Raw genomic sequence first — 23,754 nt, 5'->3', positions numbered from 1 at the left:
TATGATACCTAAAGATCTGGAAAAATCGGAGTTTTGGATACGAATAGCTGAAAGAAAGATTGGAGAAAAGGCGACTTTTCAGTTAATAAAAATCTTATCCAGAGAGGAATCATCGCGAACAGTTGACGTTTTCAACGAGAAAACTGAATGGGATTTAGGAGCGATATACCTTATATATGGGAGATTCCTGATGAGAAATGGTAAAGTTTCTCTTGGCAGGATAAATCTTCGAAAAGCTTGGAGAAAAGGTAGCATGATCGCAGGTATATCTTACATATCATCTAGATTTAAGGCACCATGGAGAATCGTTGTGCTGCCAATCGTGTTACCTATGGTTTTTAGAGCTGCTCTTATCAGGATGAGGAACGAAAACGATGATAGGATCATCGAGTAAAAAACAAAAACACGAATAGGCATGGCGCCTGATGCCAAGCGCATCCTCACCTATTCCGCGGCCAACGCCGTGATCTCGCGGCGGAAGGGCAGTGCGTCGCCGATATCGGCTTCGTCCAGCTCGCGCGCGAAGCGGTGGCCCGCATAGGTTGCCCAGGCGATCGGACCCGGCGCCTCGGCATCGCCGATGATTTTGATCGAGCGGATGCCGCTGTCGGCCCATTCGTCCCGCCGCGCCTTCAGCTCGCGCCAGACGCCGTCGTCCTGTTGGCGCGACGTCACCAGCACGACCGCGTCCGCGGCGATGTCGCGTTGGCTGCCCGTATAGGCGCAGGCCGTGGCAACGCCGCCCGGCACGATGCGCGTCACGGTGCGGTTCAGCACGATCTCGACGCCGAGTTCGGCCAGCCGGCGATGGATGGCGCCCTGCTCCAGCGTGTTGCGGGTCCAGTCGGACACATAGGCCGACGGCGTCACCAGCGTCACCTTTGCGCCCTGCCGCGCCATCAGCTCGGCCAGGACACCGCCCATGTAATAGTGATCATCGTCGAACAGCACGACGCTGCCGGTCGGCACATTGCCGCCCATCAGATCGTCCGGCGTGTAGACCGGCATCGCCGGGTCGACCGGCATCGGCACGACATGCGCGCGCGCCACGCCGTCGCGGCGCCATGTCGAGCCGGTGGCGATGGCGATGTTTTGAAAGCCGAAGGCCAGTATCTCCTGCGCCGACAATCGGCTTTCGAAATAGACGTCGACATTGGACATCTGGCTGATCTGGTACTGGCGGTAGTCGCGCACACGCCCCCATGCCGAGAGACCAGGCAAGCGGCACTCGCGCGCCACGCGGCCGCCAAGTTCGGTTCCTGCTTCGGCGATGGCCACCTGGTAGCCGCGCAGGCCGAGTGCCCTGGCGGCTTCCAGCCCGGCGGGGCCGGCTCCGACGATCAGCACGCTGTCGCTGTCGCCCTTGGCCTGCATCCGCTCGGGATGCCAGCCCTTGCGCCACTCCTCCATGAAGGTCGGGTTCTGCGTGCAGCGCGAGATCGACATGGTCATGTCGCCGGTGATGCAGATGTTGCAGCCGATGCATTCGCGAATGTCCTCGATCCGCCCCTCCTCCACCTTCTTCGGCAGGAAGGGATCGGCAATCGACGGCCGCGCGCAGCCAATGAAGTCCAGCGTGCCGGACTTGATCATCTTCACCATCACATCCGGCGAGGTGAAGCGACCGACGCCGACGACCGGCTTCGAGGTCAGCATCTTGATGCCGGACACCAGGCTCTCCTGCGCGCCCTCCTCCTTGAACCGCGACGGCCCCGAACAGTCCTCCCAGGCGCCATGCGCCAGGTCCCAGAGGTCTGGCAGGTCGGCATGCATCTCGATCATGTCGCGCACTTCGGAGTTGCCGAAGCCAAGCTCGCCGATCATCTCGTCCAGCGACAGCCGCAGCGTCAGGCCGCACGTGTCGCCGATGGCATCCCTGCCCTCTTCGATCAGCTCACGCATCAGCCGCGAGCGGTTTTCCAGCGAGCCGCCATATTCGTCGCTGCGCTGGTTCGTGGCGGTGGACAGGAAGTGCTGGATGATGCCGAAGCCATGCGCGCCGTAGAGGCACACCAGATCGAAGCCCGCCAGCCTGGCCCGTTTGAAGGCTTTGCGGTGCCAGCGACGCAGGTCGCGTATATCCTGCTTGTCCATGGCGCGCGCTTGGACCGGATCGTTGGTGAAGGTCCGGATCGGCAGGGCCGACGGTCCGCGCGGTACCTCCTTGGTGTAGAGGTTGGGACCGTTGATGCCCGAATAGGCCAACTGGATGCCGGCCAGCGCGCCATGCTGGTGCATGGCCTCTGCCATCTTCGCCAGCGCCGGGATATCGGCGTCGTCCCACAGCCTGAGTTCGATGAAGGGCGTGATCTCCGATGTGTGGTGCATCTCGGTCTGCTCGGTGAAGATGACGCCCCAGCCGCCTTCCGACTTGATGCGGCGCATCTCGGCCGCGGCCGAAGGATCGCGATAGCCGCCGCCATTGCAATGCGGAACCTGATAGAAGCGGTTCTTGGCGGTCACCGGACCGATCTTCACGGGCTCGAACAGAATGTCGTAGCGCGGATCGCGCATGGAACGTGCCTTCCTTCCAGCGTCGCCTTGCAGCATGCCCGATCATGGTTTCCAGCCGTGGCGCAAGTCGGCCGGCCAGTGGGTGATGCCGTGAGACCATTCATAAGTTGCAGCGGGCGCCGGAAAACAACAGATTTCTTCTGTGCCGATTAGGCCGCGCCTAATCGCGTTCACCCGGATTAGCATCCGCTGAATTTCGGCTGAGCCAAATGCGACTTCAAGGCCACCGCTGCGCGATGTTAGATAGCGCCCACGGCCAACGAGACATAAACGCATGGACAGCACCCAGATCCTTGAAAAGCTGATCGCGTTCCCGACGGTGAGCCGCGACTCGAACCTCGTCCTCATCGGTTATGTGGCGGAGTTGCTGGAGGCGCATGGCATTGCTTGCCAGATCATCCGCAGCGAGGACGGCCACAAGGCCAATTTGTTTGCCACCATCGGACCGACTGATGCTTCCGGCATCATGCTGTCCGGCCACACCGACGTCGTCCCCGTCGACGGCCAGGCCTGGACGCTGCCGCCCTTCGAGATGACGAGCCGAGACGGCAAGCTTTACGGACGTGGTACAGCCGACATGAAGGGTTTTGTGGCCTCCGCGCTCGCGGCGTGCCTTAAAGCATCGAAAATGACGCTGCGCACGCCGCTGCATTTGGCGCTCTCCTACGACGAGGAGATCGGCTGCATCGGTGTGCGCAGCCTGATCGACATGCTGCAAGCAGCCCCGCATCGGCCCTTGCTGTGCATCGTCGGCGAGCCGACCGACATGCAGGTGGCGACGGGCCACAAGGGCAAGCTGGCCGCACGCGCGCTCTGCAAAGGCCGCGAAGGCCATTCGGCGCTGGCCCCGTTGGCGCTCAATGCCATCCATCTCGGCTGCGACTTCGTCGCCGCCTTGCGCCGCGAACAGGACCGGCTGGTGCGCGATGGCGCCCGCGACGGCGACTACGACATTGCCTACACGACCGTCCATGTTGGCAAGATCAACGCCGGCGTGGCGCTGAACATCGTGCCGAACCTCTGCCAGGTCGACTTCGAGATCCGCAATGTCGCGGCCGACGACCCGCATGAGATTCTCGAGCGCCTGCGCGTGAAGGCCGCGCGCATTGCCACCGAAGCCTCGGCTATCGCGCTCGAGGCGGCAATCGACATCGACATCACCAACACCTATCCCGGCCTGGACACGCCGGTCAGTTCGCAGGCCGTCGCTTTCATCAAATCGCTGACCGGCGCCAACAACACCATCAAGGTGGCCTACGGCACGGAGGGCGGCCTGTTCAGCCGCGATCTCGGCACGCCGACGGTCGTGTGCGGACCGGGATCGATGGCGCAGGGACACAAGCCGGATGAGTTCGTCAGCGTCGAGCAAATGCGCCGCTGCGATGGCATGCTGGAAAAATTGCTGCAGCGGCTTGCCGACCAGCAGTTGGCTTAACCGGGGCTACTTCTGTGGAAGTGCTGCCTGGCCGACAGCCCGCTCGGCGCCGAACACGCCTTGCTCGACGACGAAATGCCGGCAGTGGTCGATGAACGCCTGGACGGTTTGCGTGCGGTGTTCGGAACTGGGCAAGGCGACGCCCATGGTCAGCGGCCGCAGATCGCCGTCCAGCGGCACGAAGACCAGCGGCTTGCCGTCCGGCGCCAGCGTGTTGAGCGGCCGCATATTGGCGATGCCGTAGCCGAAGCCGTTGGCCACCATGGAACGCATGACGGCGATGTCGCCGGTACGCTCGGCAATGTTGGGGCGGATTCCCCGCTGGTGGAATGCCGACAGAAAATATTCGCGGCTGAACGGCAGGTCGAGCAGAACCATCGGCTCGTCGGCCAGCTCCTCCGTCGTGATCGACGCCTTTGCCGCGAAGCGATGCCCCGCCGGCAGCATGACGTACGCCGGCACCAGCATCAGCGGCTCGAAGGTCATGTCCTGCGACAGTTCGAGATCGTAGGTCAAGGCAAGGTCGATTTCACCGCGCTGCAGCATCTCGAGCAATTGCCCCTGATTGCGCTCGAACTGGCGCACGCGCACATCGGGATAGGCGCGCTCGAACCGCATGCGCAGCGCCGGCAGCACGATTTGCGCAAAGGTCAGCAGGCATCCCACCGCCAGCGGGCCGCGCACCTTCTCGGCAAAGTCGCCGGCGACGTCGTGCAAGGCGTCTGCATCGTTGAGCAGCCGGGCGGCTTCCTTGAGGAAGATGCGGCCACCGGCGGTGAGCGAGAGGCCGTGCGAATGCTTGCGGACAAACAGCTGGACACCGAACTCGGTTTCCAGCTGCGCGATCGAGGCCGAAATCGATGGCGGCGATACATTGACCTGTTCGGCCGCCTTAGCGATGGAACCGGCTTCGCCCACGGCGACGAAATATTCCAGCTGTCTGAGCGTGAAGCGTAGCGGCATGGCTGGCTATGTTGCTGGTTTGAGGGCTTCGATCAAGCCCAATGCATGTCGCGCAAAAGTGGCCCCGGTTTTGCGCAAATGACATGCATAGAGCAAAGGCCTAAAGCGCATCGCTTGAATCCGTTCAATCGCGATGCGCTTTAGGCGCCCATCAGTATTTGATCCATGTCGTTTTGAGCGCGGTGTATTTGTCGAGCGCATGCAGCGACAGGTCGCGGCCGAAGCCGGATTGCTTGAAACCGCCGAACGGCGTCATCGGGCTCAGCGCGTCGACCGTGTTGACGGAAACCGTGCCGGCATGCAGCCGGCCGGCGATACGATGCGCGCGCGACAGGCTGTCGGTCCACAGCGATGCGGCCAGCCCGTAAGGGCTGTCATTGGCGATACGGATCGCGTCGGCCTCGTCGTCGAAGGCGATGACCGAAAGCACCGGCCCGAAGATCTCGTCGCGGGCAATCGGATCGGCGGGCGCGACATCGTCGAAGATGGTCGGCTGGACAAAGCTGCCACGCCCGTTGACCGTGACGAGGTCGCCGCCCGCGACCAGGCGCGCGGTTTTCTTGCCGGCTTCAACGAAGCGCATGACGTTGGCCGCGTGGCGGGCATCGACTATCGCGCCCATTTTCGAAGCCGGATCGAGCGGATCGCCGGGCTGCGTGGCCGCCGCACGCTGCACCAGTTTCTCCACCAGGGCATCCTTGATGCCGCGCTGGACGAGCAGGCGTGAATTGGCCGAACAGACCTCGCCCTGGTTGAAGAAGATGCCGAAGGCCGCCATGTCGGCTGCCGCGTCGAGATCGCCGCAATCGGCAAAGATGAGGTTCGGGCTCTTGCCGCCGGTCTCCAGCCAGACCTGCTTCATGTTCGACTGGCCGGAATACTGCAGGAACATCTTGCCGACGGCGGTCGAGCCGGTGAAGGCAAGGCAATCCACATCCATGTGGCGGCCAAGCGCCTGGCCGGCAGTTTCGCCAAGGCCGGGCACGACATTGAGCACGCCTGCAGGCAGGCCCGCTTCCATTGCCAGTTCCGCCAGAAGCAGGGCCGACAAAGGCGACTGCTCGGCGGGTTTCAGCACCACCGAATTGCCTGCCGCCAGTGCCGGCGCACATTTCCAGGTCGCCATGTCGAGCGGGAAATTCCACGGCACTACCGCACCGACCACGCCAAGCGGCTCGCGCCGCACCAGCACCAGATCGCCTTCGCCGGTCGGTGCCACCTCGCCGTAGATCTTGTCGATGGCCTCGCCATACCATTGGAAGATCGCTGCCGAGCCGGGAACGTCGACCGCGGCCGCATCCCTGACCAGTTTTCCCATGTCGAGCGATTCAAGCAGGGCCAGTTCATGCAGGTTTTCGCGCAGCAGCTGCGCCAGCCGCAGCAAGACCTCCTTGCGGTGCGCCGGACTGGTGCGCGACCAGACACCCGCATTGAAGCTGCGCCGAGCCGCGGCAACCGCCAGATCGATATCTTCCTCGCCGCAGGACGCCACTTCGGCCAGCACCTCGCCGGTAGCCGGATTGACGCTGGCGAAGGTCCGGCCCGAACGCGCTGCGACCGTCTTGCCGTCGATGAACGCCTTGTCGCGAAAACGGATCGCGGACGCCTTGCCGATCCAGTCCTTGTGACTGAGTTCGCTCATCGCAGGTGACCCCCTGTCTTGACTATTCGTCGCCCGGCACGCCGTAGCTCGGCGCATCGGATGGGTTTATCGCGCGGGTCACATAGGCATCGAGCTGCGGTTTGTAGAGTTCCCACAGCGTCGCCAGTTGCTCGATCGGGCAGTCGTCGGTCCAGTCGCAGCGCAAATCGGCGACCGGCCACGCCACCTCGCGCACCAGCTTCATACCGGCGGAATGGACAGGACCCGCCTCGCCGCCCGCTTTCAGCGCGGCGCGCATGGTCGCGATGAGGCGGTCGCCGAGATGCCCTTCCGACGCCAGGAACGCCTCGACCATGGCTTGCGGAACGCCGTCATGGGCCAGCATGTTGCCGCCGCAGGCGACATTGTCCGCACGCGCCTCCGCCCAGATGCCAAGCGCCTTGGGCCCTGAGTGGATAGCGGTCGTCCCGGCGGCATCGACAGCCAGCACCTGCCGGTATTCGGGATAGGCACCGGTGCGCTTCAATATGACAATCGCCTCTGCCGCCGACGCGCCGCGCGCCAGCAATTCGAGACCGCGCAGTCCCAGCGCAGGATCGGTGACGTTCTGACTGGCAACGGCGCCGGCGCCCGCCTGCGCATAGGCGCAGCGCGCCGCCACAGCAGGCGACGAGGAGGACACCGCGACCCCGAACATGCCGGTGCGGCTGCACCGCGCGACGATGGAGAATGTCATGACTTTAATCCGGGATAACTGCGGTGCCGTCGATCTCGACCAGCCAGTCCGGCCGCGCCAGGGCCTGCACGACTAGGCCGGTCGAGACGGGATGCACGCCTTTGATATACTCGCCCATGGTGCGGTAGACCGCCTCGCGATGGCGGACATCGGTAATGTAGACCACCACCTTGACCAAATGCTCGATGGTGCCGCCGCACTCCTCGATCAGCTGGCGGATGTTCTGCATGACCTTGTGCGTCTGTTCGACCGGATCATGGCTTTCGATATTCTTGGCCGTGTCGAGGTCCTGCGGGCATTGGCCGCGCAGATAGACGGTCCTGCCGCCCCGCGTAACGACCGCCTGGCACAGATCATTGTCGAGCTTCTGCTCGGGATAGGTGTCCTTGGTGTTGAACTTGCGAATTCTTGTATGGGCCATCTTGGTCTCCGTCAGTCGGCTCGAGGTCGGGACGTCCGTTTCTATGCCACTTTGGTCTCGCGCTTTGCGGACGCATGGTAGGCCAGGTACTTGCGCTGCGTGGAGATATGGTCCGCCACATGCTGGGCGTCGTGCCAGACGCCCCAGATGAAGCTCGACCCCCGCCGCGATTGCCACGGCAGTCCCAGGAAATAGATTCCCGGCTCGGTCGACACGCCGCGCTGGTGCTTCGGCTTGCCCTTTTCGTCAAACACATCGACCTTCAGCCAGTTGTAATCGACGGTGAATCCCGTTGCCCAGATGATCGAACCTATCCCGGCTTCCGCCAGGTTCAGCTCGAGAATGGGATCAGTCATGCATTGCGGGTCCGGTCCGATCTCGCGGGCCGCGGGCTCCTCGGGAAGGTCGAGGCCGTTGCGAGCGACATAGGCGTCGGCCTCGTCCAGCACCGACATGTAGTTCGCATCGCCGCGCGCGATATTTTTAGCCAGATCCGGAGCGAAGGTCATGACCCCTTCCTTGTAGGATTCCGTCCGGCCAACCAGCGTCATCCCTTGCGCGGCAAGACGCCGGAAGTCGATCGTCTGGCCGCCCCGCGCGCCGCTCACCGCGATGGTGACGTGTTCGGTGCCAGGCGCCGGCGCTTGGGCGTCCCATTTGCCCAAAACCCCCAGCCACCAGCAGAAGTCACGCTCGCGATAGGCCCGCGGCGGCCGATCATGCGGCCCGACCGAGAGGTAGACGCGCCGTCCCGCGCGCTGGAGTTCGTCGGCGATCTGCACCCCCGAGGACCCGGAGCCGACCACCAGCACCGCACCTTCGGGCAACTGGCCCGGATTGCGATAGGCGCTGGAATGGATCTGCATCGCTCCGGCATCCCCGGGGACAACCGCCGGAATGACCGGATGCTGGAAAGCCCCGGTAGCGGCAACCACGCTCCTGGCCTCGATCACGCCATCCGATGTTTCGACCCGGAAGCCGGGACGGCCGACAAGCCTTTCCACGCTCCTGACCTCCACGCCGCAGCGGATGGGGGCAGCGATCATGCCGGCGTAAGCGACAAAATAGTCGGCGACCTTCTCCTTGCCGACAAAGGCGTCGGGACCGGCGTCCGGAAATTCCATGCCGGGAAAACGATCATGCCAGGCGGGACCATTGGCAACCAGCGAGTCCCATCTTTCGGTACGCCAGCGTTCGGCGATGCGGCTCCGCTCGAGCACGAGATGCGGCACCCCGCACTTGCTCAGATGCTCGCTCATGGCCAGCCCCGCCTGGCCGCCGCCAACAACAAGCGTGTCTACCGTTTCGACTGGCATTTCAGCGGCCCTTTCTGGCTCTCCCCGGGAGTGTCTGCGGATGCGGCGGAGATCTGATCGTTGGTTTACTGGAGGCACCGGGCAGCGAAAATTATGATTTCATGTGGCAGTGGTTAGCTTGTCCCTAAATGCCGGGAAGCATGGCCGAAGATGTGGAGCGCGGGGCGTGGATCATCACTGTTGAGTCAGAAGAAACGGACGGCTCAGAGATAAAGACTTCTGGCCGCCTTGGACGAGAGCAACTCCTTTGCCGGCCCCTCCTGGGCGACCTTACCCTTGACCAGCACATAGCCGCGATCGGCGATGCCCAGCCCCATTTCGGCATTCTGTTCGATCAACAGGATGGTCGTGCCTTGGCGATGGATCTCCCTTGTGATCTCGAAATACTCGCCGATGAGTTTTGGCGAGAGACCGAGCGACGGCTCGTCCATGATCACCAGTCTGGGTTCGCCGATCAGCGCGCGCGCCAGCGCCACCATCGCCTGTTCGCCGCCCGACAAAGTCCCGGCGACCTGGCGCAGGCGCTCCTGGATGCGCGGAAACAGCTTGCACATCTTGTCCAGTTGCACCCCGAAATTGGGTCCCCTGCCCGACACCGCGTCATAGCCCAGGCGCAAATTCTCCATCACGGTCAGGCCGGGGAACAGCCGGCGCCCTTCGGGAACGAGCCCGACGCCGAGCGACGCCAGGTTTTCCGTGCCGAGCGTCGCCATGTCCCTGCCCATCACCTCGACCTTGCCGCGCTGCGCCCGCACGACGCCGCAGACTGTCATGAAGGTTGTCGTCTTGCCGGCGCCGTTCGGCCCCAGCAGGCAGACCAGTTCGCCGGGGCGCACGCTCATCGCCACGCCGCGCAGCATCGGCACCGCGCCATAGGAAGTATCGACATCCCTGAGTTCAAGCATGGGCGACCGCCTTCCCGAGATAGGCTTCCTGGACGCGCGGGTCGGCTCGCACCGCCGCGAAGTCGCCCTCGGCGATCTTGCTGCCATAGTCGATGCAGGTGACATGCTGCGGGAACGCTTCGACCACCCGCATGTCGTGCTCGATCAAGACCACCGACAGAGCAGGGTTTTGTACGCGCAGCCGCGTGATGTCGGCCACCAGCGCGTCGGTTTCCGTATCGTCCATGCCGACCGAAGGTTCGTCGAGCAGCAAGAGCTTGGGCTGCGATGCGAGCGCTCGGGCAATTTCCAGGCGCCGCCTGTCGGCTTGGGCCAGTGTACCCGCTGGCCGGTAGCGTTGTTCGAACAGGTCGCCGGAGCCGAGCTTGAGCAGGGTTTCGGCCTTTTCCACGCAAGCCGCCATCTCGCGGCGCGATGCGCCAGGCCTAAACAGCGCGGTCAGCACGCCGGTCCTGGTGCGGGTGTGCATGCCGATGATGACGTTGTCGAGGACACTGAGGTCGGAGAACAGACGCGACGACTGGAATGTGCGGGCGATGCCGCGGTCGACAACTTCGTAGGACGGGCGGCCGGTGATCTCGGCGCCGTCGAAGGTCACGCGACCGGAGGTTGGCCGGTAGACGCCGGTCACGACATTGAACAGCGTCGACTTGCCGGCGCCGTTCGGCCCGATGACGGCGAGCACCGCGCCCTTGTCGATCGACAGGCTGACATCGTTGAGCGCGACCAGGCCGCCGAAGCGCATCGTCAAATTCTCGACCTTGAGAAGCGCGCTCACGGCTCGCCTCCGTAGCGCCGCATGCGTTGCGGGAACAGACCTTGCGGCCGGATCATCAGGAAGCCGATGATGACGACGCCGAAGAACAGCAGGCGGTAGTCGGCGAACGCGCGCAATTTCTCCGGCAGGATGGTCAGCAGGAACGCACCGACGATGACACCGAAAATATTATCCATGCCGCCGACGATGACCATGGTCATGATGGTGACGGAGACCAGGAAGGTGAAATTGTCGGGAGAAATGTAGGAGACGTAGAAGGCGTAGATCGTGCCGGCGAAGGCGGCGAGAAAGGCGTCGACGGCGAAGGCCAGCACTTTGAACCACGCCACATTGATGCCTTGCGCCTTGGCGGCGATCTCGTCGGCGCGCAGCGCGTTCCAGGCCAGACCGATGCGCGAGCCGTGCAGCCGGTGCGCGGTGACGATGGCGACGACGACCAGTGCGGCCGACAGATAATAGAAATTCGCCTGGCTCGGCAGCTTCCAGCCGAAGATCACCAGCGGATCGGCAAAGGAATGGCCGAACAGGCTGGGCGCCGGAATGCCGACCAGTCCGTTCGGTCCGCCGGTCCAGCTGAAATTGTTCAGCAATTGCTGGACCACGACGCCGAAGGCGATGGTGACGAGCGCGAGATAGGTGTCGCGCGTGCGCATCGACGGGATGCCGATGATGAAACCGAACAGGGTCGCCGCCAGCGCCGCGACCGGCAGCGTCAGCCAGAAGCTGACGCCGAAATTGATCGCCAGCAGCGCCGACACGTAGGCACCGATGCCGTAGGAAGCGCCGGTGGCGAAGTTCGGAATGTTGGCGCTGCCGAGCTGGAAATTGAGCGCCAGCGCCAGCACCGCATAAAGCTCGGCGACGATCAGCAGATGGAGGATATAGGTGTTGGATCCGACGAAGAACGGAAAGGCCAGCACGATGACCGCCGCAGTGATCATCGCCACGAGCGGAACCCGGGCAAAGCTCGCCAACGCATAGTCGGCGATCCACGGCAGCCTCTCCAGCAGATAGAAACCGAGGCCGAGCAAGGCCAGCAGGCCGACCACCTGCCAGCCGCCGTCGACTCTGAGGATGAGGTACAGGAACGCTGCCCCGATGATTTGCGAGGCGATGGCGAAGACCGTGGCCGCGGCTATGCCCGGCACGTCGGGTGAAGCACGACCCTGCATGCTAGACTTTCTCCATGACGGTGCGCCCAAGCAGGCCGGCGGGGCGGAAGATGAGCACGGCGATGACCAGCAGGAAGACGAAGACCAGCCGGTAGGAAGCGCCGTCCGGCACGAATGTCTGCGCCAGCACTTCGATGCCGGCAATGATCAGTCCGCCCAGTATGGCGCCCGGCATCGAGCCGAGGCCGCCGATGACCGCGGCGGAAAAGCCGAGCAGGCCGGCCATGACGCCGAAGTCGAACCGTGTCACGCCGGCATAGCTTGCGAACAGAAGTCCTGCGATGGCGCCGATAGCCGAGGCAATGAAGAACGTCGCACGGAAGACGCGTGCATCGCGGATGCCCATCATGCGCGCCACGACCCGGTCCTCCGAGGCCGCCCGGATGCGCAGGCCGAGCGGGGTCATGCGCAGGAAGACAAACAGCATGGCAACCAGCGCGACGGTCAGCACCACCACCAGCAGCGCGAAACAGCTGATGGCAACGCCGGAGATTTCGAAAGCCATGCCCGACACCAGGCGCGGGAAGGCATGCGGGTTCGATCCCTGCGGATAGAGATGGCGGATCAGCTCGCGGATGACGATGCCGAGCGCCACGGTCGCCACCAGCGCCATCATGGCGGGCGCATCGCGGAAGCGCCTGATGACCACCTTGTCCAGCAGGACGCCGATCAAACCGACGGCGAGCACGGCGACCGGAACCGCAAGCACCAGCCAGGCGGGCCCCGAGGCGCCAAGAGCGGTCGCCAACGCCTGGGCAAGCGCCAGCGTGATGAACGGCGCCGTCATCGCGACATCGCCGTGCGAGAAATGAATGACGTTCAAGACACCGAAGATCAGGCTGAATCCGATCGCCAGCAAGGCATAGATGCAGCCAAGGGTTATCCAGTTCACCAGTTGCTGGACAAGCAGTTCCGCCATGCGGTCGGTCTCTCGATTGAAGCCGACAGGTATCAATCGCCATCCCGGGCGGACAGAACGAATCTCCGAACTCACGAGTCACAATTTCCGAATTTCGTCACTGAATACGCGCCCGTACACTGATGACCAGCCGACGATCACGATCGGCCGGGTCGCTACGACGGCGGCAGATAATTCTGTTTGAGGTGGAACCATGCAAAACAGGCGCAGTGCGCTTATCCGCGTATCGTCAATTCTGGCCGGCTCTCTGTTTGCCATCGCCCTGGGCGCCGCCCAGGCGCAGGCCGACCAGATCAAGCTCGGCTTCATCGGGCCGCTCTCCGGCGGCAACGCCCAGCAGGGCCTCGGCGCCCGCAACGGCTTCCTGCTCGCCATCGAGCAGGCCAATGCCAGCGGCTATCCGCACCAGGTGGAAGGCGTCGTGCTCGATGACGCCTCCGATCCGGCCGTCGGCGTTTCGGCGGCGCAGAAGCTGGTCAACGATCCCGCGGTGGTCGCGGCAACGGGGCATTGGAACAGCTCGGTCGCGTTGGCGACGATCCCGGTCTTCAACCGCTCGCAGATGCCGTTCATCGTCTGGGGCGCGGTCAGCCCGAAGATCACCGAACAGAACTTCCCCAACGTGACCCGCGTGACGCCGACGCTGGTCAACGAGAACAAACCGCTGGCCGAAGCCATCGCCAAGCAAGGCAAGATCAAGAAGATCGCCATCATCTCCGACACCACCGACTACGGTGCGGCCAACACCAAATGGTTCGGCGATTTCTTCAAGGCGGCCGGCGGCGAGGTCGTTTCTTCGGATGCCGCGGCTGTCGGCACGACCGATTTCCGCGCCATGCTGACTACCGCGAAGGCAGCGTCGCCCGACGCGGTCTATTTCGGCGGTGTCGTCACCGAAGCAGCGCTGGTGCGCAGCCAGATGGCCGACCTCGGCATGGGCAATCTGCCGATGTACGGAATTTCAGGCATCTACGACCCGAAATTCATCGAGATCGCGGGAGCTGCCGCCGAGGGCACCATCGCCGGAACTCCGGCCGTCCAGTCGAACCCCAAGCTCGAGGAGTTCAACAAGGCCTATGAAACCAAGGCTTATCCCGATCCTGCCGGCTCCTATGCGAAATATGCCTACGAGGCGACGCAGATCCTGCTTCAGGTCATCAAGGAAAAAGGCCTCGACGACAAGGAGGCGCTGAGCAAGGCCATTCGTGACATCCACCACGATGGCATTCTGGGAGACGTCTCGTTCGATGCCAACGGACAGACCAACATGGCCATCGACATCGACATGTTCGTCGTCCGCAGCGGCAAATGGGAGAAGATGTAACTTACCTGATCGACGCCGCGCCCGTTCTCAGTGGCGCGGCGTCGATCACCTTCATCGCCGAGCTCGCAAAAGTCCTGACCGGAGCGCCTGACCATGAATGACGAGGCTGGCCACGGCGCACCTCGAAAGGCCGTCGAAATCAAGGGCGTCTCCAAGGTGTTCGGCACCTATCAGGCGCTGAAGCCTGTTTCCTTCGACATCTACGACAACGAGTTCTTCACGCTGCTCGGCCCGAGCGGCTGCGGCAAGACCACCCTGCTGCGCATGATCGCCGGTTTCGAGCAGCCGACGGCGGGGCAGATTTTCCTGCACGGCTCGGACATACAGGGACTCCCCCCGCATAAGCGGCGGGTCAACACCGTCTTCCAGAGCTACGCCCTGTTTCCGCATATGAGCGTCGAACAGAACATCGGTTTCGGGCTCGAAAACCTCGGCTGGTCAAAGGACCGCCGCGATGCGCGCGTCGCCGATATGCTTCGTCTCGTCCATATGGAGGCCTTTGCCGGGCGCAAGCCGCAGCAATTGTCGGGCGGCCAGCGCCAGCGCGTGGCGCTCGCCCGCGCCTTGGCGCCGGAACCGGAAGTGCTGCTGCTCGACGAGCCCCTCTCGGCACTCGACCTGAAGCTGCGCCAGGCCATGCGTGACGAGCTGCGCATCCTGCAGCGCAAGACCGGCATCACCTTCGTCTTCGTCACCCACGACCAGGAAGAAGCGCTCGACATGTCGGATCGCATCTGCGTTCTCGGCGATGGCGAGATCCAGCAGCTTGGCACACCCGCGGCGATCTACGAGGAGCCGTCGAACCGCTTCGTCGCCGATTTCATCGGCGAGACCAACTTCCTCGATGCTGACGTGATTGCCGTGGACGGCGAGCAGGCGACCGTGAAAACGCAGCTCGGCATGACCTTGACGGCCTCTCACAAGAAAGCGATCGCCGGCCAGAAGGCCTTCATCTCGATACGTCCGGAGAAAATCAGCCTGCCCGCCCAGGACAACCCGATCGCTGTCGACGGCACGATCATGAGCACCAACTATCTCGGAGGCTACACATACTATCTGATTGAAGCGGGCGGCACCAAGCTGCGCATCTCCAAGCGCAACAGCGTCAGCCGCGGCCAGATGTTCGAAATCGGGCAATCGGTAAAAGTTGGCTTTGCCGCCGAATCCGTGCGGATCCTCGGCGCATGAAGGCACGCACAAAAAGTCCTGACTGGAATGTCCTCGGCCTGCTGCCGGCCCATCTCATCATGCTGCTGACGCTGATCATCCCGATCGGTATCATCATCGTGGTGTCGTTCTCGACGCGCGGACCTTACGGCGGGTTCGAATATGTGTTCACCACAGCGCCCTACAAGCAGCTTTTGTTCAACGAAGGCTGGACCGGCGAGATGGAGTTCAATCCGCAATATCTCATCGTTGTTGCCCGAACGCTGGTCCTGTCGGCCGTGACAACATCGATCTGCCTGCTTCTGAGCTTCCCGGTCGCCTATTTCATCGCGCTGCAGCGGCCGGCGATCAAAGTGCTGCTGATCTATCTCGTCACGCTGCCATTCTGGGTTTCGATGATCGTGCGCGTCTATTCCTGGATCATCATCCTGGGCAAGGACGGTGTCGTCGAAAAGACCCTTCGCGGTCTCGGCCTCGTCGACAACATGGACTCGCTGCTGTTCAGCAACACCGCCATGCTGCTCGGTCTCGTCTACAGCTACATTCCGCTGATGATCCTGCCGATCTTCGCCTCGATCGAGAAGCTCGACCCTGCGCTCATCGAGGCGTCGCATGATCTCTATGGCAACCGCCTCACCACATTGCGCCGCGTTGTCCTGCCCCTCACCCGGCCCGGCATGATCGCGGGCGCGATCCTGGTGTTCGTTCCAAGCCTCGGCGCGGTCCTGGAGCCGACCCTGCTCGGCGGCGGCAAGACCATGATGATGGGCAATCTCATCCAGCTGCAGTTCGGTGGCGCCCGCAACTGGCCGCTCGGCGCCGCCATCGCCATCGTGCTGATGGCCGCGGTCATGGTCTTCCTGATTTTCCAGGGTCTGCGCTCGATGCGCACCGAAGGCATGGAGCGTGCGGCATGAACGCGGACGATGATGTCAGGCGCTATCCGGGCTTCGGTCTCTTCAGCGCGATCTTCTTCGCCTATCTCTATTTGCCCATCGCCGTCGTGGTGTTCTACTCTTTCAATGCGAACCGGATCGTCTCCAATTGGGGCGGCTTCTCATTGCACTGGTACGCCACCGCTTTGTCCAACGCGAACCTGATGACAGCGGTGAAGACCTCCCTGCTCGTCGCCACGGTCGCCACAGTCGCCTCGACACTTGTCGCGTTGATGGCGGCATTGGTGCTGGTGCGCGGCCGCGATGTCCGGTTCCGCCGCATCTCCGAAGCGGTGGTGAACCTGCCGCTGCTCCTGCCCGAAATCGTCGTTGCTGTCGCCGTCCTGATCCTCTTCTCCGAGATCGGGCTCGCCAACGGAATGGTGAAGCTGATGATCGCCCACACCACCTTCTGCATCCCGTTCGCCTTCCTGCCGATACGCGCCCGCCTGCAGGGAATGGACTTCGATCTGGAGGAAGCCGCCCGCGATCTCTATGCAACCGGTTGGGTCGCCTTTCGTCGCGTCACGCTGCCGCTCATCCTGCCGGGTGTGTTCGCCGGCGCCATGCTCGCCTTCGTCATCTCGATGGATGATTTCATCACCAGCAACCTGTTGAATTCCGGCGGCGCCACCACGCTGCCGGTCTACATTTTCTCGCTGATCAAGCAGGGCGTGTCGCCGCAGCTCAACGCAATCTCGACCTTGATCATGATTGTTTCGGTGGTGCTGGCGACCGTGGCCTTCCTGCTTCAGCGACGGCAGTAGCAGCGGCGTAGTTTTTCCTAATCAAGGCGTCGGGCAAATCGAATTTATCGAACCCGACGGTTTGTTATCGTCGCCCCTGGGAGAACAACAAACAGGGGAATGACATGACGACTAAAATTGCAGCGCTCGCCATGGCCGGTGCCATGAGCCTCGCCTTTAGCGCGCCCGCTGTCGCCGAGGGCAGCCTGGCCATCTACGCGTGGGCGGATTCCATCTCGCCCGAGATGGTCACGAAATTCGAGAAGGAAACCGGCATAAAGGTCACGGTCGACGCCTTCTCATCCAACGAGGACCTGCTCACCAAGCTGCAGGCCGGCTCGTCGGGCTACGACATCGTCACGCCTTCGCAGCACTTCGTGAAGATCATGATCGATAGCGGGCTGCTCGAGGATTTCGGCGCCAGCTCGATGGCGGCCTACAGCCAAGTCCTGCCGGACTGGCAGAAACCGTGGTGGGATGCGACAGGCAATCATTCGATCCCGCTCGCCTTCGGCAATGCCGGCTACACCGTCAACCGCGACCTCTACAAAGGCCCGGTCGACAGCTGGAAGACCTATTTCGAGCCACCGGCGGAGCTGCGCGGCAAGATCGCCAGCCTGGCGCAGCCCGACGAAGTCATTCCGGCAGCGGAAAACTATCTCGGCATCAAATATTGCAGCGAAGACCCACAGGAGATGAAGCGCGTGCTCGACCTCTTGCTGGCGCAGAAGCCATTCGTGGCGGCCTATTCCAGCGACAACATCGAAAACCGCATCGGCTGCGGCGAGGTTGCCGCCCATTTCTGGTGGGACGGCAACACCATGAGGCTTCGCCGCAACGACAAGGCCAATGTCGAATACGCGATGCCGAAAGAAGGTCTGGTCGGCTGGCTGGATTCCTATGTCGTGCCGAAGGGCGCGGCCAATATCGAGAACGCCAAGAAGTTCATCGATTTCATGACCCAGATCGACAACGCGACGGCGCAGTACAATTATTACGGCCACTCTTCGCCGGTGAAGATCGACGAGAGCAAGGCGCTCTACAACAAGGAGAACGCTCCGGAGCTGTTCCCGACCGTTCCCGTCAAGATGGGCCAGGCCTGCTCGCCGGCGGCGCAGGAACTCGTCACCAAGGTCTGGACGCAGCTTCTGCAATGAGCCGCTCAGCCGGGGCGCGCGCCGCCCCGGCATCTCCATTCTCAAAGGGGCTGGCCATGCAGACCGAAAATCTTGACTACGACTACATCGTCATCGGCGCAGGCTCGGCCGGTTGTGTCCTTGCCAATCGCCTGAGCGCCAACCCGTCCCACAAAGTGTGCCTGATCGAAGCCGGCGGCAGCGACAGCGGCCTGCGGGTCAAGGTGCCTGCCGGCATCCTCTCGCTCTACGGCAATCCGAACTATGACTACTGCTATGTCGGCGTGCCTCAGCCCAACCTCAACGGCCGCAGGATTCCGGTCAATCGCGGCAAGGCGTTGGGCGGCTCCAGTTCGATCAACTCGATGGTCTACATCAGGGGCGCCGCGCAGGACTATGACGAGTGGTCGCGACTCGGCTGCGCAGGCTGGGCATTCAGCGACGTGCTTCCCGTCTTCAAGAAGCTCGAGCGCAACCTGCTTGGCCAGGACCCGCATTACCACGGTACAGGCGGGGAACTGCTGGTCGACAAGCCGCGCGCTCCGAATGTGCTGTCGTCGATGTTCGTCAAGGCCGGCAACAATGCCGGTCTTTCCGCCAACAGCGACTTCAATGCCGAAAGCCAGTTCGGCCTCGGCATCTACAATGTCACCCAGGATCGCGGCCAGCGCTTCAGCAGTTTCACCGCCTTCATGCGCCCGGTGCTCGATCGCAAGAATCTCACAATCCTCAGCGAATGCGAAGTGATCGACCTCGATATAGCCGAGGAACGCGCGACAGGGGTACGGGTGCGGTACAAGGGCGAGCAGAAGACGCTGTCGGCCCGCCGCGAAATCGTGCTTTCGGCCGGGGCGATCAATTCACCGAAGATCTTGCTGGCGTCCGGCATCGGCGCAGCCGCCGAGCTGCAGGCGATCGGTATAAAGCCGGTTGTCGATCTGCCCGGCGTGGGCAAGAACCTTCAGGACCATATCGACGGCATGATCACGGTCCGCTCCTCGAGCACGAAGACGCTCGGCCTGTCGCTGCCCAACTTGCCCCGCGTGCTGGCTGCGCCCTTCCGGTATTTTGCCGGCCGCAAGGGCATGTTCACCACCAACTACGTCGAAGCCGGCGGCTTTGCCCGGACGAAGTATACGAACGGCATTCCCGACATCCAGTTCCACTTCGTGCCCGGCTATCGCAGCCATCGCGGCAGGCTGGTGGAGTACGGCCATGGCTACGCAATCCACACCTGCGTGCTCAGGCCCAAAAGCGTCGGCGAACTCAAACTGTCAGGCCAGGGATCGAACCGGGATGTGCTGATCGATCATCGCTTCTTCTCGAACGACGAGGACGCCAGGGTGCTGGTGGAAGGCATCAAGATCGCGCGTCAAATCTTTGCCGCATCCGAGTTCGACCCGATCAGGGGGACGGAGATGCTGCCGGGCAAGGATGTTCGCAGCGATGACGAGATCCTCGCCTATTTGCGTGCCGAAGCGCTCACCGTCTATCATCCGGTGGGGACGTGCAAGATGGGGACCGACGCGATGGCAGTCGTCGACCCGGCAACGCTCAAGGTGCGCGGCATCAGTGGCTTGCGGGTCGCGGATGCGTCCGTGATGCCGAAGCTGATCGGCGGCAACACCAATGCCCCCAGCATGATGATCGGGCAGCGGGCAGCGGAGATGATCCTGGGCCGGGGATAGTTTCTGTAGCGCAACTCCAGGAAAGGCGTGCAGCGGCATTCCTTCAGTAGCCGCGCAAAACAATGAGTTGGAGCGGTTCAGTGAATCAAACATTGAACCGGCGCTTTTGCAGCTGGGCTGCGGCGGGCACGCGCCGTCGAATTCAAGCGGCTTGATCGTCCCGCTCATCCGCCTCGCCGTTGATCTCGCGCAGCAGCCTTTCGATGTCGGCCTTCGGGAGACGGTTCGGCGAGTTGGTCGCGCATCAGCCGGCGCAACGTCGAGGTCAGCGCGCCCGGCGTCGCATTGTAGCGCGCCAGCAGTGCCCGCTCGCTGATGATCCCATCCAGGACACCGAGTGCCATGTCGCGCATCACTTTCTCGTCGAGAGAAAGCGATCCCACCTGATCTTGGCGAGCGCCCGGCTGGGTCGCTTCGAGCAATCGAGCCGCGGTTGGGCTCGTAACTTACGACCCCTTCGCCCTGCATTTGCACCCGAGCGTGACGCACAGGTGTACGCGAGACGCCAAGGGTCGCCGCGATCTCCGCCTCGTTGATCCGCTCACCGACTTGAATTCGCTCGAAGAACTGAGCCCGAAGCTGATTGCGAATGCGTTCCTGGAGCGGCGAGGCTGCGGTCATACTGACCCTGCATGCGCGCCGCCGGGCCGAGCCGGATCGAAGCCGAACCGCATGCGTATTCCGAAGACATGGACACGACAAACATGGCGCGCCACTACATCGCAACTTGGCTATCGTGGCCTTGGGAGACGCGGTTTACCACCGAAATGAAATCCGCGACCAGCTTGTCCGGCGTGCCTCGATAATCGATGGCGATGACGCATTCCTGCATGGTCGGGCTTATTTGGCAGCCTGATCGTAGCCTTCGTGCTGTCGCTCAATGGCCGGAATATCTCGTTCTACCTGGCGCCACGCCTACCATGCCATCGGTCGCCTGGAGCGCACTGCGCTATGGCGTCAAGCCGGAGCTCTATGCGCTTTCGTCGATCATCAACATTATGGTATTTGCCGCAATCGCGGTGCTTTATTTCGTTGCACGCTCGGACAGAAAACGGCCGATGGAGTGACATGTCATGCTTGTGGTGCTTTCGGCGGGCCGGAATTCTGGTGAGGCCTGCTTGCACGTCCTGCATTGTGCCCCAGGGGCTGGCGAATGACGATGGGGGTCCCCGACGAGAAAGTCGATTGCATCGTCATCGGCGCCGGCGTCGTCGGTCTGGCGATTGCGCGGCGGCTGGCGCTCGAGGGACGCGAAGTTCTTGTCGTGGAGGCCGAGGACAGCCCCGGGCTGGGCACGTCGAGCCGCAACAGCGAGGTCATCCATGCCGGCATCTACTATCCTACGGGCAGCCTGAAAGCGCAGCTATGCGTCGAAGGAAAGAACGCGCTTTACCGCTATTGCGAAGCGCGCGGGATTCCGCACAAACGCATCGGCAAGCTGATCGTCGCCGCCAGCGACGCGGAATTGCCGATTCTGGAGGGGATCCGGACCAAGGCTGCGGACAATGGTGTTGCGGACCTGGAGATGCTCAGCCGCGCGGATGTGGAACGGCTTGAGCCTGAACTGGACGTTGCCGGCGCGCTTTTGTCCCCAAGCACGGGGATCGTCGACAGCCGCGCGCTGATGCTGGGGCTACAGGGCGATGCCGAGAATGCCGGTGCCACCTTTGCGTTTCGCGCGCCGGTTCTCGGCGGCAGCGTCGACAAAACGGGCTGCGAGCTCCAGTTTGGCGACGATATGGAAGGCTATAGGATCGCCGCAAATCTGGTCATCAATGCGGCCGGATTGTCAGCCCATCTCGTTGCCCGGAGCCTTGCGGGCGGGCATGGCGGCAAAATCCCAGATGTCACCTACGTCAAAGGCAATTACTTTGCGCTTGGACGCCGCCCGTCCTTCAACCATCTTGTTTATCCGGTTCCGGAACCAGGCGGCCTCGGAGTTCACCTGACGCTGGATATGGCCGGATCGGTTCGTTTCGGGCCGGACGTCGAGCCCGTCGATGAGGTCGGCTACGCGGTCGACCCAACTCGGGCCACACCATTTTACGCGGCCATCCGACGCTATTGGCCGGGGCTGAGGGACGGGGAACTGGAGCCGAGCTATTGCGGGCTGCGGCCTAAAACGAACGGGTTGCAGTTCGGCGATTTCGACATTCTGGCAGATCAGTCCGGACGGCTGATCAGTCTTTTCGGAATCGAGTCACCTGGCCTGACAAGTGCGCTCGCCCTGTCGGATAGGGTTGTCCAACTAGTCAGAACGACGAACTTCGTCTTGCTTTAGCCTTTGACCGCTCCAGCGGTCATGGATCCTGATATCTGCCGATACATCACAAGACCCAGCAAGGCCGGCGGCAAGGCGCCCAGCATCATGACCGCGGAAGCGGTTCCCCATTTTACGCCGCCGCCGCTTGCGGCGAAGAAGAAGGACGCGCCGACCGTCATCGGCACGGCACGGCTGGTTGTCAGCATGAGACCGAAGAGGAACTCGTTCCAGGCAGTGATGAAGCCGAAAATGAAGGTTGTGACGAGCGCCGGTCGGATGACGGGCCGGACGATCATCATCATCACCTGCAAGGAACTTGCGCCATCGACTTTCGCCGCCTCGTCGAGTTCGACCGGTACATCTGAAATCGCGTTCACCAGGATGACGAGCGCAAGAGGCGCGTTGACGATGGTCAGGATGAGCCCGAGCCCGATCTGCGTATCGAGCAGGCCCAGCCACTGGTACATCATGTAAAGCGGGATCGCGAAGATGATCAGCGATACGGCGCGAAGGTTGATGACGATCGGCAGGACCAAGCGCTTTCCCGCCTCGCTACGCGCGATCGCATAGGCAGCCGGGAACGCGAGCACGATCGCAAGGCCGGTTCCGATCAGCGCCGCCACGGTGCTGTTCAGCAGGTAGGCATAGATGTTGAAGCGGCTGGTCTGCGTCAGAACCTCCAGATAGTTGTCGAGCGTCGGTTGGCTGATCCACAAACCGGGGTTCGTCGAAAGCTCGCGCTGGCTTTTGAGCGATGTGATCAGCGTCACGATAATGGGGAAATTCATCGCCAGCACGGCGATGGCAAAAACGATCCAGCGTAGTGCCCTGACCATCCTCAACGCTTCCTGCGGCCGGCAAGCCGGTTAAGGCCGTGGAGAACGATGAACGACGCCAGGAACAGGATAACCGAAGCGGCGACCGCCTTGCCGATAGCCCCTTCCTTGAAGAAGGCCTGATAGATGTAGATCGACAAGGACGTCGTTGAACCGCCAGCGCCACTGCCGGTCAGCGCATAGACATTGTCGAACACCCGGAAACCGTCGATGAAACGGATGAAAAACGCGATGACCAGCGTCGGCTTCATCAAGGGCAGATCGATCCAGCGGACGATCTCAAACGGTGATGCGCCATCGAGCGAGGAGGCTTCGCGCACGTCTAGCGATATGGCCGAATAGGCCATGTAGAAGAGCAGGAAGGCGAAAGGCGTCCATTGTAGCGTCTCCACGACGACAAGGGTGCGGAAGGCATTGTCGATGTCGAGGAAGGCCGGGCTGTCGCCGAACCATTCGAAGAGATAGTAGGGGACGGGGCCCGCGAATTCATGCAGCACCAGCCGGTACATGAGACCGACCATGGCCGGCGCGACCATCAGCGGCAGCATCAACGGCGCCATCAGAACTGGACGCTTGCTCAGAAGCGGCGCCAGGAAGATGGCAAGGAAAAGGCCGATCAGACATTCCGCTGATGCGGTAAGAATACCGAAGCGCAGAGAGAACCAGGCCGAGCTCCAGAATTCGCGGTCGTTCAACACCGCGACATAGTTGGCGAAACCACTCAACACCGGACTGCGCAGCGTCTCGAATGTGACGGTCGAAACGGAATAGATCAGATTGACGATCGCCGGAAAGCCGAGGAACAGAAGCAGGAAGCCGACCAGCGGCGTCAGATACATCCTGCCTTCGGCACGTGTCACAAGGGCCATGTCGATCCGCCAAACGCGCCGGACACCG

Annotated in this window: 23 protein-coding genes; 10 read left to right on the top strand and 13 right to left on the bottom strand. The window is 62.5% G+C overall.

The window, feature by feature from the left end:
• Positions 1–394 (top strand): hypothetical protein (locus tag EOB49_RS11170; RefSeq protein ID WP_206526103.1); only part of this gene is annotated, 394 nt, incomplete at its 5' end.
• A 50-nt stretch (positions 395–444) separates the two neighbouring features.
• On the opposite strand, the gene EOB49_RS11165 is transcribed toward EOB49_RS11170, so the two are convergent.
• Positions 445–2,514 (bottom strand): NAD(P)-binding protein, encoded by a 2,070-nt coding sequence (locus EOB49_RS11165; protein WP_127380989.1) that lies wholly within the window; start codon positions 2,512–2,514, stop codon positions 445–447.
• Positions 2,515–2,788: 274 nt separating this feature from the next.
• Here EOB49_RS11165 and argE point away from each other — a divergent pair, with 274 nt between their 5' ends.
• A complete protein-coding gene (argE, locus tag EOB49_RS11160) occupies positions 2,789–3,949 on the top strand; it encodes an acetylornithine deacetylase (RefSeq protein WP_127380988.1) in 1,161 nt (386 codons plus the stop codon).
• Positions 3,950–3,955: 6 nt separating this feature from the next.
• Here argE and EOB49_RS11155 read toward each other — a convergent pair whose 3' ends face one another.
• From EOB49_RS11155 to EOB49_RS11115, 9 genes are all read right to left on the bottom strand, one after another.
• Positions 3,956–4,912: a LysR family transcriptional regulator gene (locus EOB49_RS11155; RefSeq protein WP_127267113.1), complete on the bottom strand. Its 957-nt coding sequence runs from the start codon at positions 4,910–4,912 to the stop codon at positions 3,956–3,958.
• A 151-nt stretch (positions 4,913–5,063) separates the two neighbouring features.
• The gene (locus EOB49_RS11150) at positions 5,064–6,554 is read right to left on the bottom strand and encodes an aldehyde dehydrogenase (RefSeq protein WP_127380987.1); all 1,491 of its coding nucleotides are present in this window, start codon (positions 6,552–6,554) and stop codon (positions 5,064–5,066) included.
• A 22-nt stretch (positions 6,555–6,576) separates the two neighbouring features.
• Positions 6,577–7,251, bottom strand: a complete 675-nt coding sequence (locus EOB49_RS11145) for a DUF1028 domain-containing protein (protein ID WP_127326478.1) — start codon at positions 7,249–7,251, stop codon at positions 6,577–6,579.
• Between the two features lie 4 nt (positions 7,252–7,255).
• On the bottom strand, positions 7,256–7,672 hold the full coding sequence (locus tag EOB49_RS11140) for a RidA family protein (protein ID WP_127380986.1): 417 nt from the start codon (positions 7,670–7,672) through the stop codon (positions 7,256–7,258).
• Between the two features lie 41 nt (positions 7,673–7,713).
• Positions 7,714–8,988, bottom strand: coding sequence for an NAD(P)/FAD-dependent oxidoreductase (locus tag EOB49_RS11135; protein ID WP_127380985.1), 1,275 nt, complete (start codon positions 8,986–8,988; stop codon positions 7,714–7,716).
• Between the two features lie 203 nt (positions 8,989–9,191).
• Positions 9,192–9,893: an ABC transporter ATP-binding protein gene (locus EOB49_RS11130; protein WP_127326475.1), complete on the bottom strand. Its 702-nt coding sequence runs from the start codon at positions 9,891–9,893 to the stop codon at positions 9,192–9,194.
• Positions 9,886–10,671 carry an ABC transporter ATP-binding protein gene (locus EOB49_RS11125; RefSeq protein WP_236382713.1) on the bottom strand — a complete coding sequence of 262 codons (786 nt, stop codon included), beginning with the start codon at positions 10,669–10,671 and terminating at the stop codon, positions 9,886–9,888. The genes EOB49_RS11130 and EOB49_RS11125 overlap by 8 nt, the downstream gene beginning before the upstream one ends.
• Positions 10,668–11,843, bottom strand: a complete 1,176-nt coding sequence (locus tag EOB49_RS11120) for a branched-chain amino acid ABC transporter permease (protein WP_023809430.1) — start codon at positions 11,841–11,843, stop codon at positions 10,668–10,670. Before EOB49_RS11120 ends, EOB49_RS11125 begins: the two co-directional genes overlap by 4 nt.
• Position 11,844: 1 nt before the next feature.
• The gene (locus EOB49_RS11115; RefSeq protein ID WP_127380984.1) at positions 11,845–12,762 is read right to left on the bottom strand and encodes a branched-chain amino acid ABC transporter permease; all 918 of its coding nucleotides are present in this window, start codon (positions 12,760–12,762) and stop codon (positions 11,845–11,847) included.
• A gap of 193 nt (positions 12,763–12,955) precedes the next feature.
• Here EOB49_RS11115 and EOB49_RS11110 point away from each other — a divergent pair, with 193 nt between their 5' ends.
• From EOB49_RS11110 to EOB49_RS11085, 6 genes are all read left to right on the top strand, one after another.
• Positions 12,956–14,086: a branched-chain amino acid ABC transporter substrate-binding protein gene (locus EOB49_RS11110; RefSeq protein ID WP_127271535.1), complete on the top strand. Its 1,131-nt coding sequence runs from the start codon at positions 12,956–12,958 to the stop codon at positions 14,084–14,086.
• 93 nt (positions 14,087–14,179) lie between these two features.
• On the top strand, positions 14,180–15,274 hold the full coding sequence (locus EOB49_RS11105; protein ID WP_127320629.1) for an ABC transporter ATP-binding protein: 1,095 nt from the start codon (positions 14,180–14,182) through the stop codon (positions 15,272–15,274).
• Positions 15,271–16,170: an ABC transporter permease gene (locus EOB49_RS11100; RefSeq protein WP_127380983.1), complete on the top strand. Its 900-nt coding sequence runs from the start codon at positions 15,271–15,273 to the stop codon at positions 16,168–16,170. Before EOB49_RS11105 ends, EOB49_RS11100 begins: the two co-directional genes overlap by 4 nt.
• Entirely contained in the window at positions 16,167–16,955 is a 789-nt protein-coding gene (locus EOB49_RS11095) for an ABC transporter permease (protein WP_127271529.1), read from the top strand. Before EOB49_RS11100 ends, EOB49_RS11095 begins: the two co-directional genes overlap by 4 nt.
• Positions 16,956–17,059: 104 nt before the next feature.
• Positions 17,060–18,091, top strand: a complete 1,032-nt coding sequence (locus EOB49_RS11090) for an extracellular solute-binding protein (RefSeq protein WP_127380982.1) — start codon at positions 17,060–17,062, stop codon at positions 18,089–18,091.
• Positions 18,092–18,147: 56 nt separating this feature from the next.
• Positions 18,148–19,758: a GMC family oxidoreductase N-terminal domain-containing protein gene (locus tag EOB49_RS11085; protein WP_127380981.1), complete on the top strand. Its 1,611-nt coding sequence runs from the start codon at positions 18,148–18,150 to the stop codon at positions 19,756–19,758.
• Positions 19,759–19,922: 164 nt separating this feature from the next.
• Here the strand turns inward: EOB49_RS11085 and EOB49_RS11080 are convergent, their stop codons facing one another.
• A complete protein-coding gene (locus EOB49_RS11080; RefSeq protein WP_127380980.1) occupies positions 19,923–20,111 on the bottom strand; it encodes a hypothetical protein in 189 nt (62 codons plus the stop codon).
• A gap of 567 nt (positions 20,112–20,678) precedes the next feature.
• Here EOB49_RS11080 and EOB49_RS36915 point away from each other — a divergent pair.
• Both EOB49_RS36915 and EOB49_RS11070 read left to right on the top strand, forming a co-directional pair.
• A complete protein-coding gene (locus EOB49_RS36915) occupies positions 20,679–20,825 on the top strand; it encodes a hypothetical protein (protein WP_206526102.1) in 147 nt (48 codons plus the stop codon).
• A gap of 86 nt (positions 20,826–20,911) precedes the next feature.
• Positions 20,912–22,039 carry an NAD(P)/FAD-dependent oxidoreductase gene (locus tag EOB49_RS11070; protein WP_245472636.1) on the top strand — a complete coding sequence of 376 codons (1,128 nt, stop codon included), beginning with the start codon at positions 20,912–20,914 and terminating at the stop codon, positions 22,037–22,039.
• On the opposite strand, the gene EOB49_RS11065 is transcribed toward EOB49_RS11070, so the two are convergent.
• Positions 22,036–22,857: a carbohydrate ABC transporter permease gene (locus EOB49_RS11065; RefSeq protein ID WP_127380979.1), complete on the bottom strand. Its 822-nt coding sequence runs from the start codon at positions 22,855–22,857 to the stop codon at positions 22,036–22,038. The two genes, EOB49_RS11070 and EOB49_RS11065, sit on opposite strands and share 4 nt — an antisense overlap.
• Positions 22,858–22,859: 2 nt before the next feature.
• Entirely contained in the window at positions 22,860–23,726 is an 867-nt protein-coding gene (locus EOB49_RS11060; protein ID WP_127380978.1) for a sugar ABC transporter permease, read from the bottom strand.
• Positions 23,727–23,754 lie beyond the last annotated feature (28 nt).

This window comes from Mesorhizobium sp. M7A.F.Ca.MR.148.00.0.0, from assembly GCF_003997735.1.
GTDB lineage: Bacteria > Pseudomonadota > Alphaproteobacteria > Rhizobiales > Rhizobiaceae > Mesorhizobium.
Note: the sequence above shows the minus strand (reverse complement) of the source record. Positions and strands in the feature narration are given on the sequence as shown.

Bases quoted from the DNA above. Each gene is read 5' to 3' on its own strand.
- EOB49_RS11120 (WP_023809430.1), bottom strand. From the start codon at position 11,843: ATGCAGGGTCGTGCTTCACCCGACGTGCCGGGCATAGCCGCGGCCACG.
- EOB49_RS11110 (WP_127271535.1), top strand. From the start codon at position 12,956: ATGCAAAACAGGCGCAGTGCGCTTATCCGCGTATCGTCAATTCTGGCC.
- EOB49_RS11145 (WP_127326478.1), bottom strand. From the start codon at position 7,251: ATGACATTCTCCATCGTCGCGCGGTGCAGCCGCACCGGCATGTTCGGG.
- EOB49_RS11080 (WP_127380980.1), bottom strand. From the start codon at position 20,111: ATGCGCGACATGGCACTCGGTGTCCTGGATGGGATCATCAGCGAGCGG.
- EOB49_RS11100 (WP_127380983.1), top strand. From the start codon at position 15,271: ATGAAGGCACGCACAAAAAGTCCTGACTGGAATGTCCTCGGCCTGCTG.
- EOB49_RS11115 (WP_127380984.1), bottom strand. From the start codon at position 12,762: ATGGCGGAACTGCTTGTCCAGCAACTGGTGAACTGGATAACCCTTGGC.
- EOB49_RS11140 (WP_127380986.1), bottom strand. From the start codon at position 7,672: ATGGCCCATACAAGAATTCGCAAGTTCAACACCAAGGACACCTATCCC.
- EOB49_RS11070 (WP_245472636.1), top strand. From the start codon at position 20,912: ATGACGATGGGGGTCCCCGACGAGAAAGTCGATTGCATCGTCATCGGC.
- EOB49_RS11065 (WP_127380979.1), bottom strand. From the start codon at position 22,857: ATGGTCAGGGCACTACGCTGGATCGTTTTTGCCATCGCCGTGCTGGCG.
- EOB49_RS11135 (WP_127380985.1), bottom strand. From the start codon at position 8,988: ATGCCAGTCGAAACGGTAGACACGCTTGTTGTTGGCGGCGGCCAGGCG.
- argE (WP_127380988.1), top strand. From the start codon at position 2,789: ATGGACAGCACCCAGATCCTTGAAAAGCTGATCGCGTTCCCGACGGTG.
- EOB49_RS11060 (WP_127380978.1), bottom strand. From the start codon at position 23,726: ATGGCCCTTGTGACACGTGCCGAAGGCAGGATGTATCTGACGCCGCTG.
- EOB49_RS11165 (WP_127380989.1), bottom strand. From the start codon at position 2,514: ATGCGCGATCCGCGCTACGACATTCTGTTCGAGCCCGTGAAGATCGGT.
- EOB49_RS11155 (WP_127267113.1), bottom strand. From the start codon at position 4,912: ATGCCGCTACGCTTCACGCTCAGACAGCTGGAATATTTCGTCGCCGTG.
- EOB49_RS11090 (WP_127380982.1), top strand. From the start codon at position 17,060: ATGACGACTAAAATTGCAGCGCTCGCCATGGCCGGTGCCATGAGCCTC.
- EOB49_RS11085 (WP_127380981.1), top strand. From the start codon at position 18,148: ATGCAGACCGAAAATCTTGACTACGACTACATCGTCATCGGCGCAGGC.
- EOB49_RS11150 (WP_127380987.1), bottom strand. From the start codon at position 6,554: ATGAGCGAACTCAGTCACAAGGACTGGATCGGCAAGGCGTCCGCGATC.
- EOB49_RS11130 (WP_127326475.1), bottom strand. From the start codon at position 9,893: ATGCTTGAACTCAGGGATGTCGATACTTCCTATGGCGCGGTGCCGATG.
- EOB49_RS11095 (WP_127271529.1), top strand. From the start codon at position 16,167: ATGAACGCGGACGATGATGTCAGGCGCTATCCGGGCTTCGGTCTCTTC.
- EOB49_RS11105 (WP_127320629.1), top strand. From the start codon at position 14,180: ATGAATGACGAGGCTGGCCACGGCGCACCTCGAAAGGCCGTCGAAATC.
- EOB49_RS36915 (WP_206526102.1), top strand. From the start codon at position 20,679: ATGCCATCGGTCGCCTGGAGCGCACTGCGCTATGGCGTCAAGCCGGAG.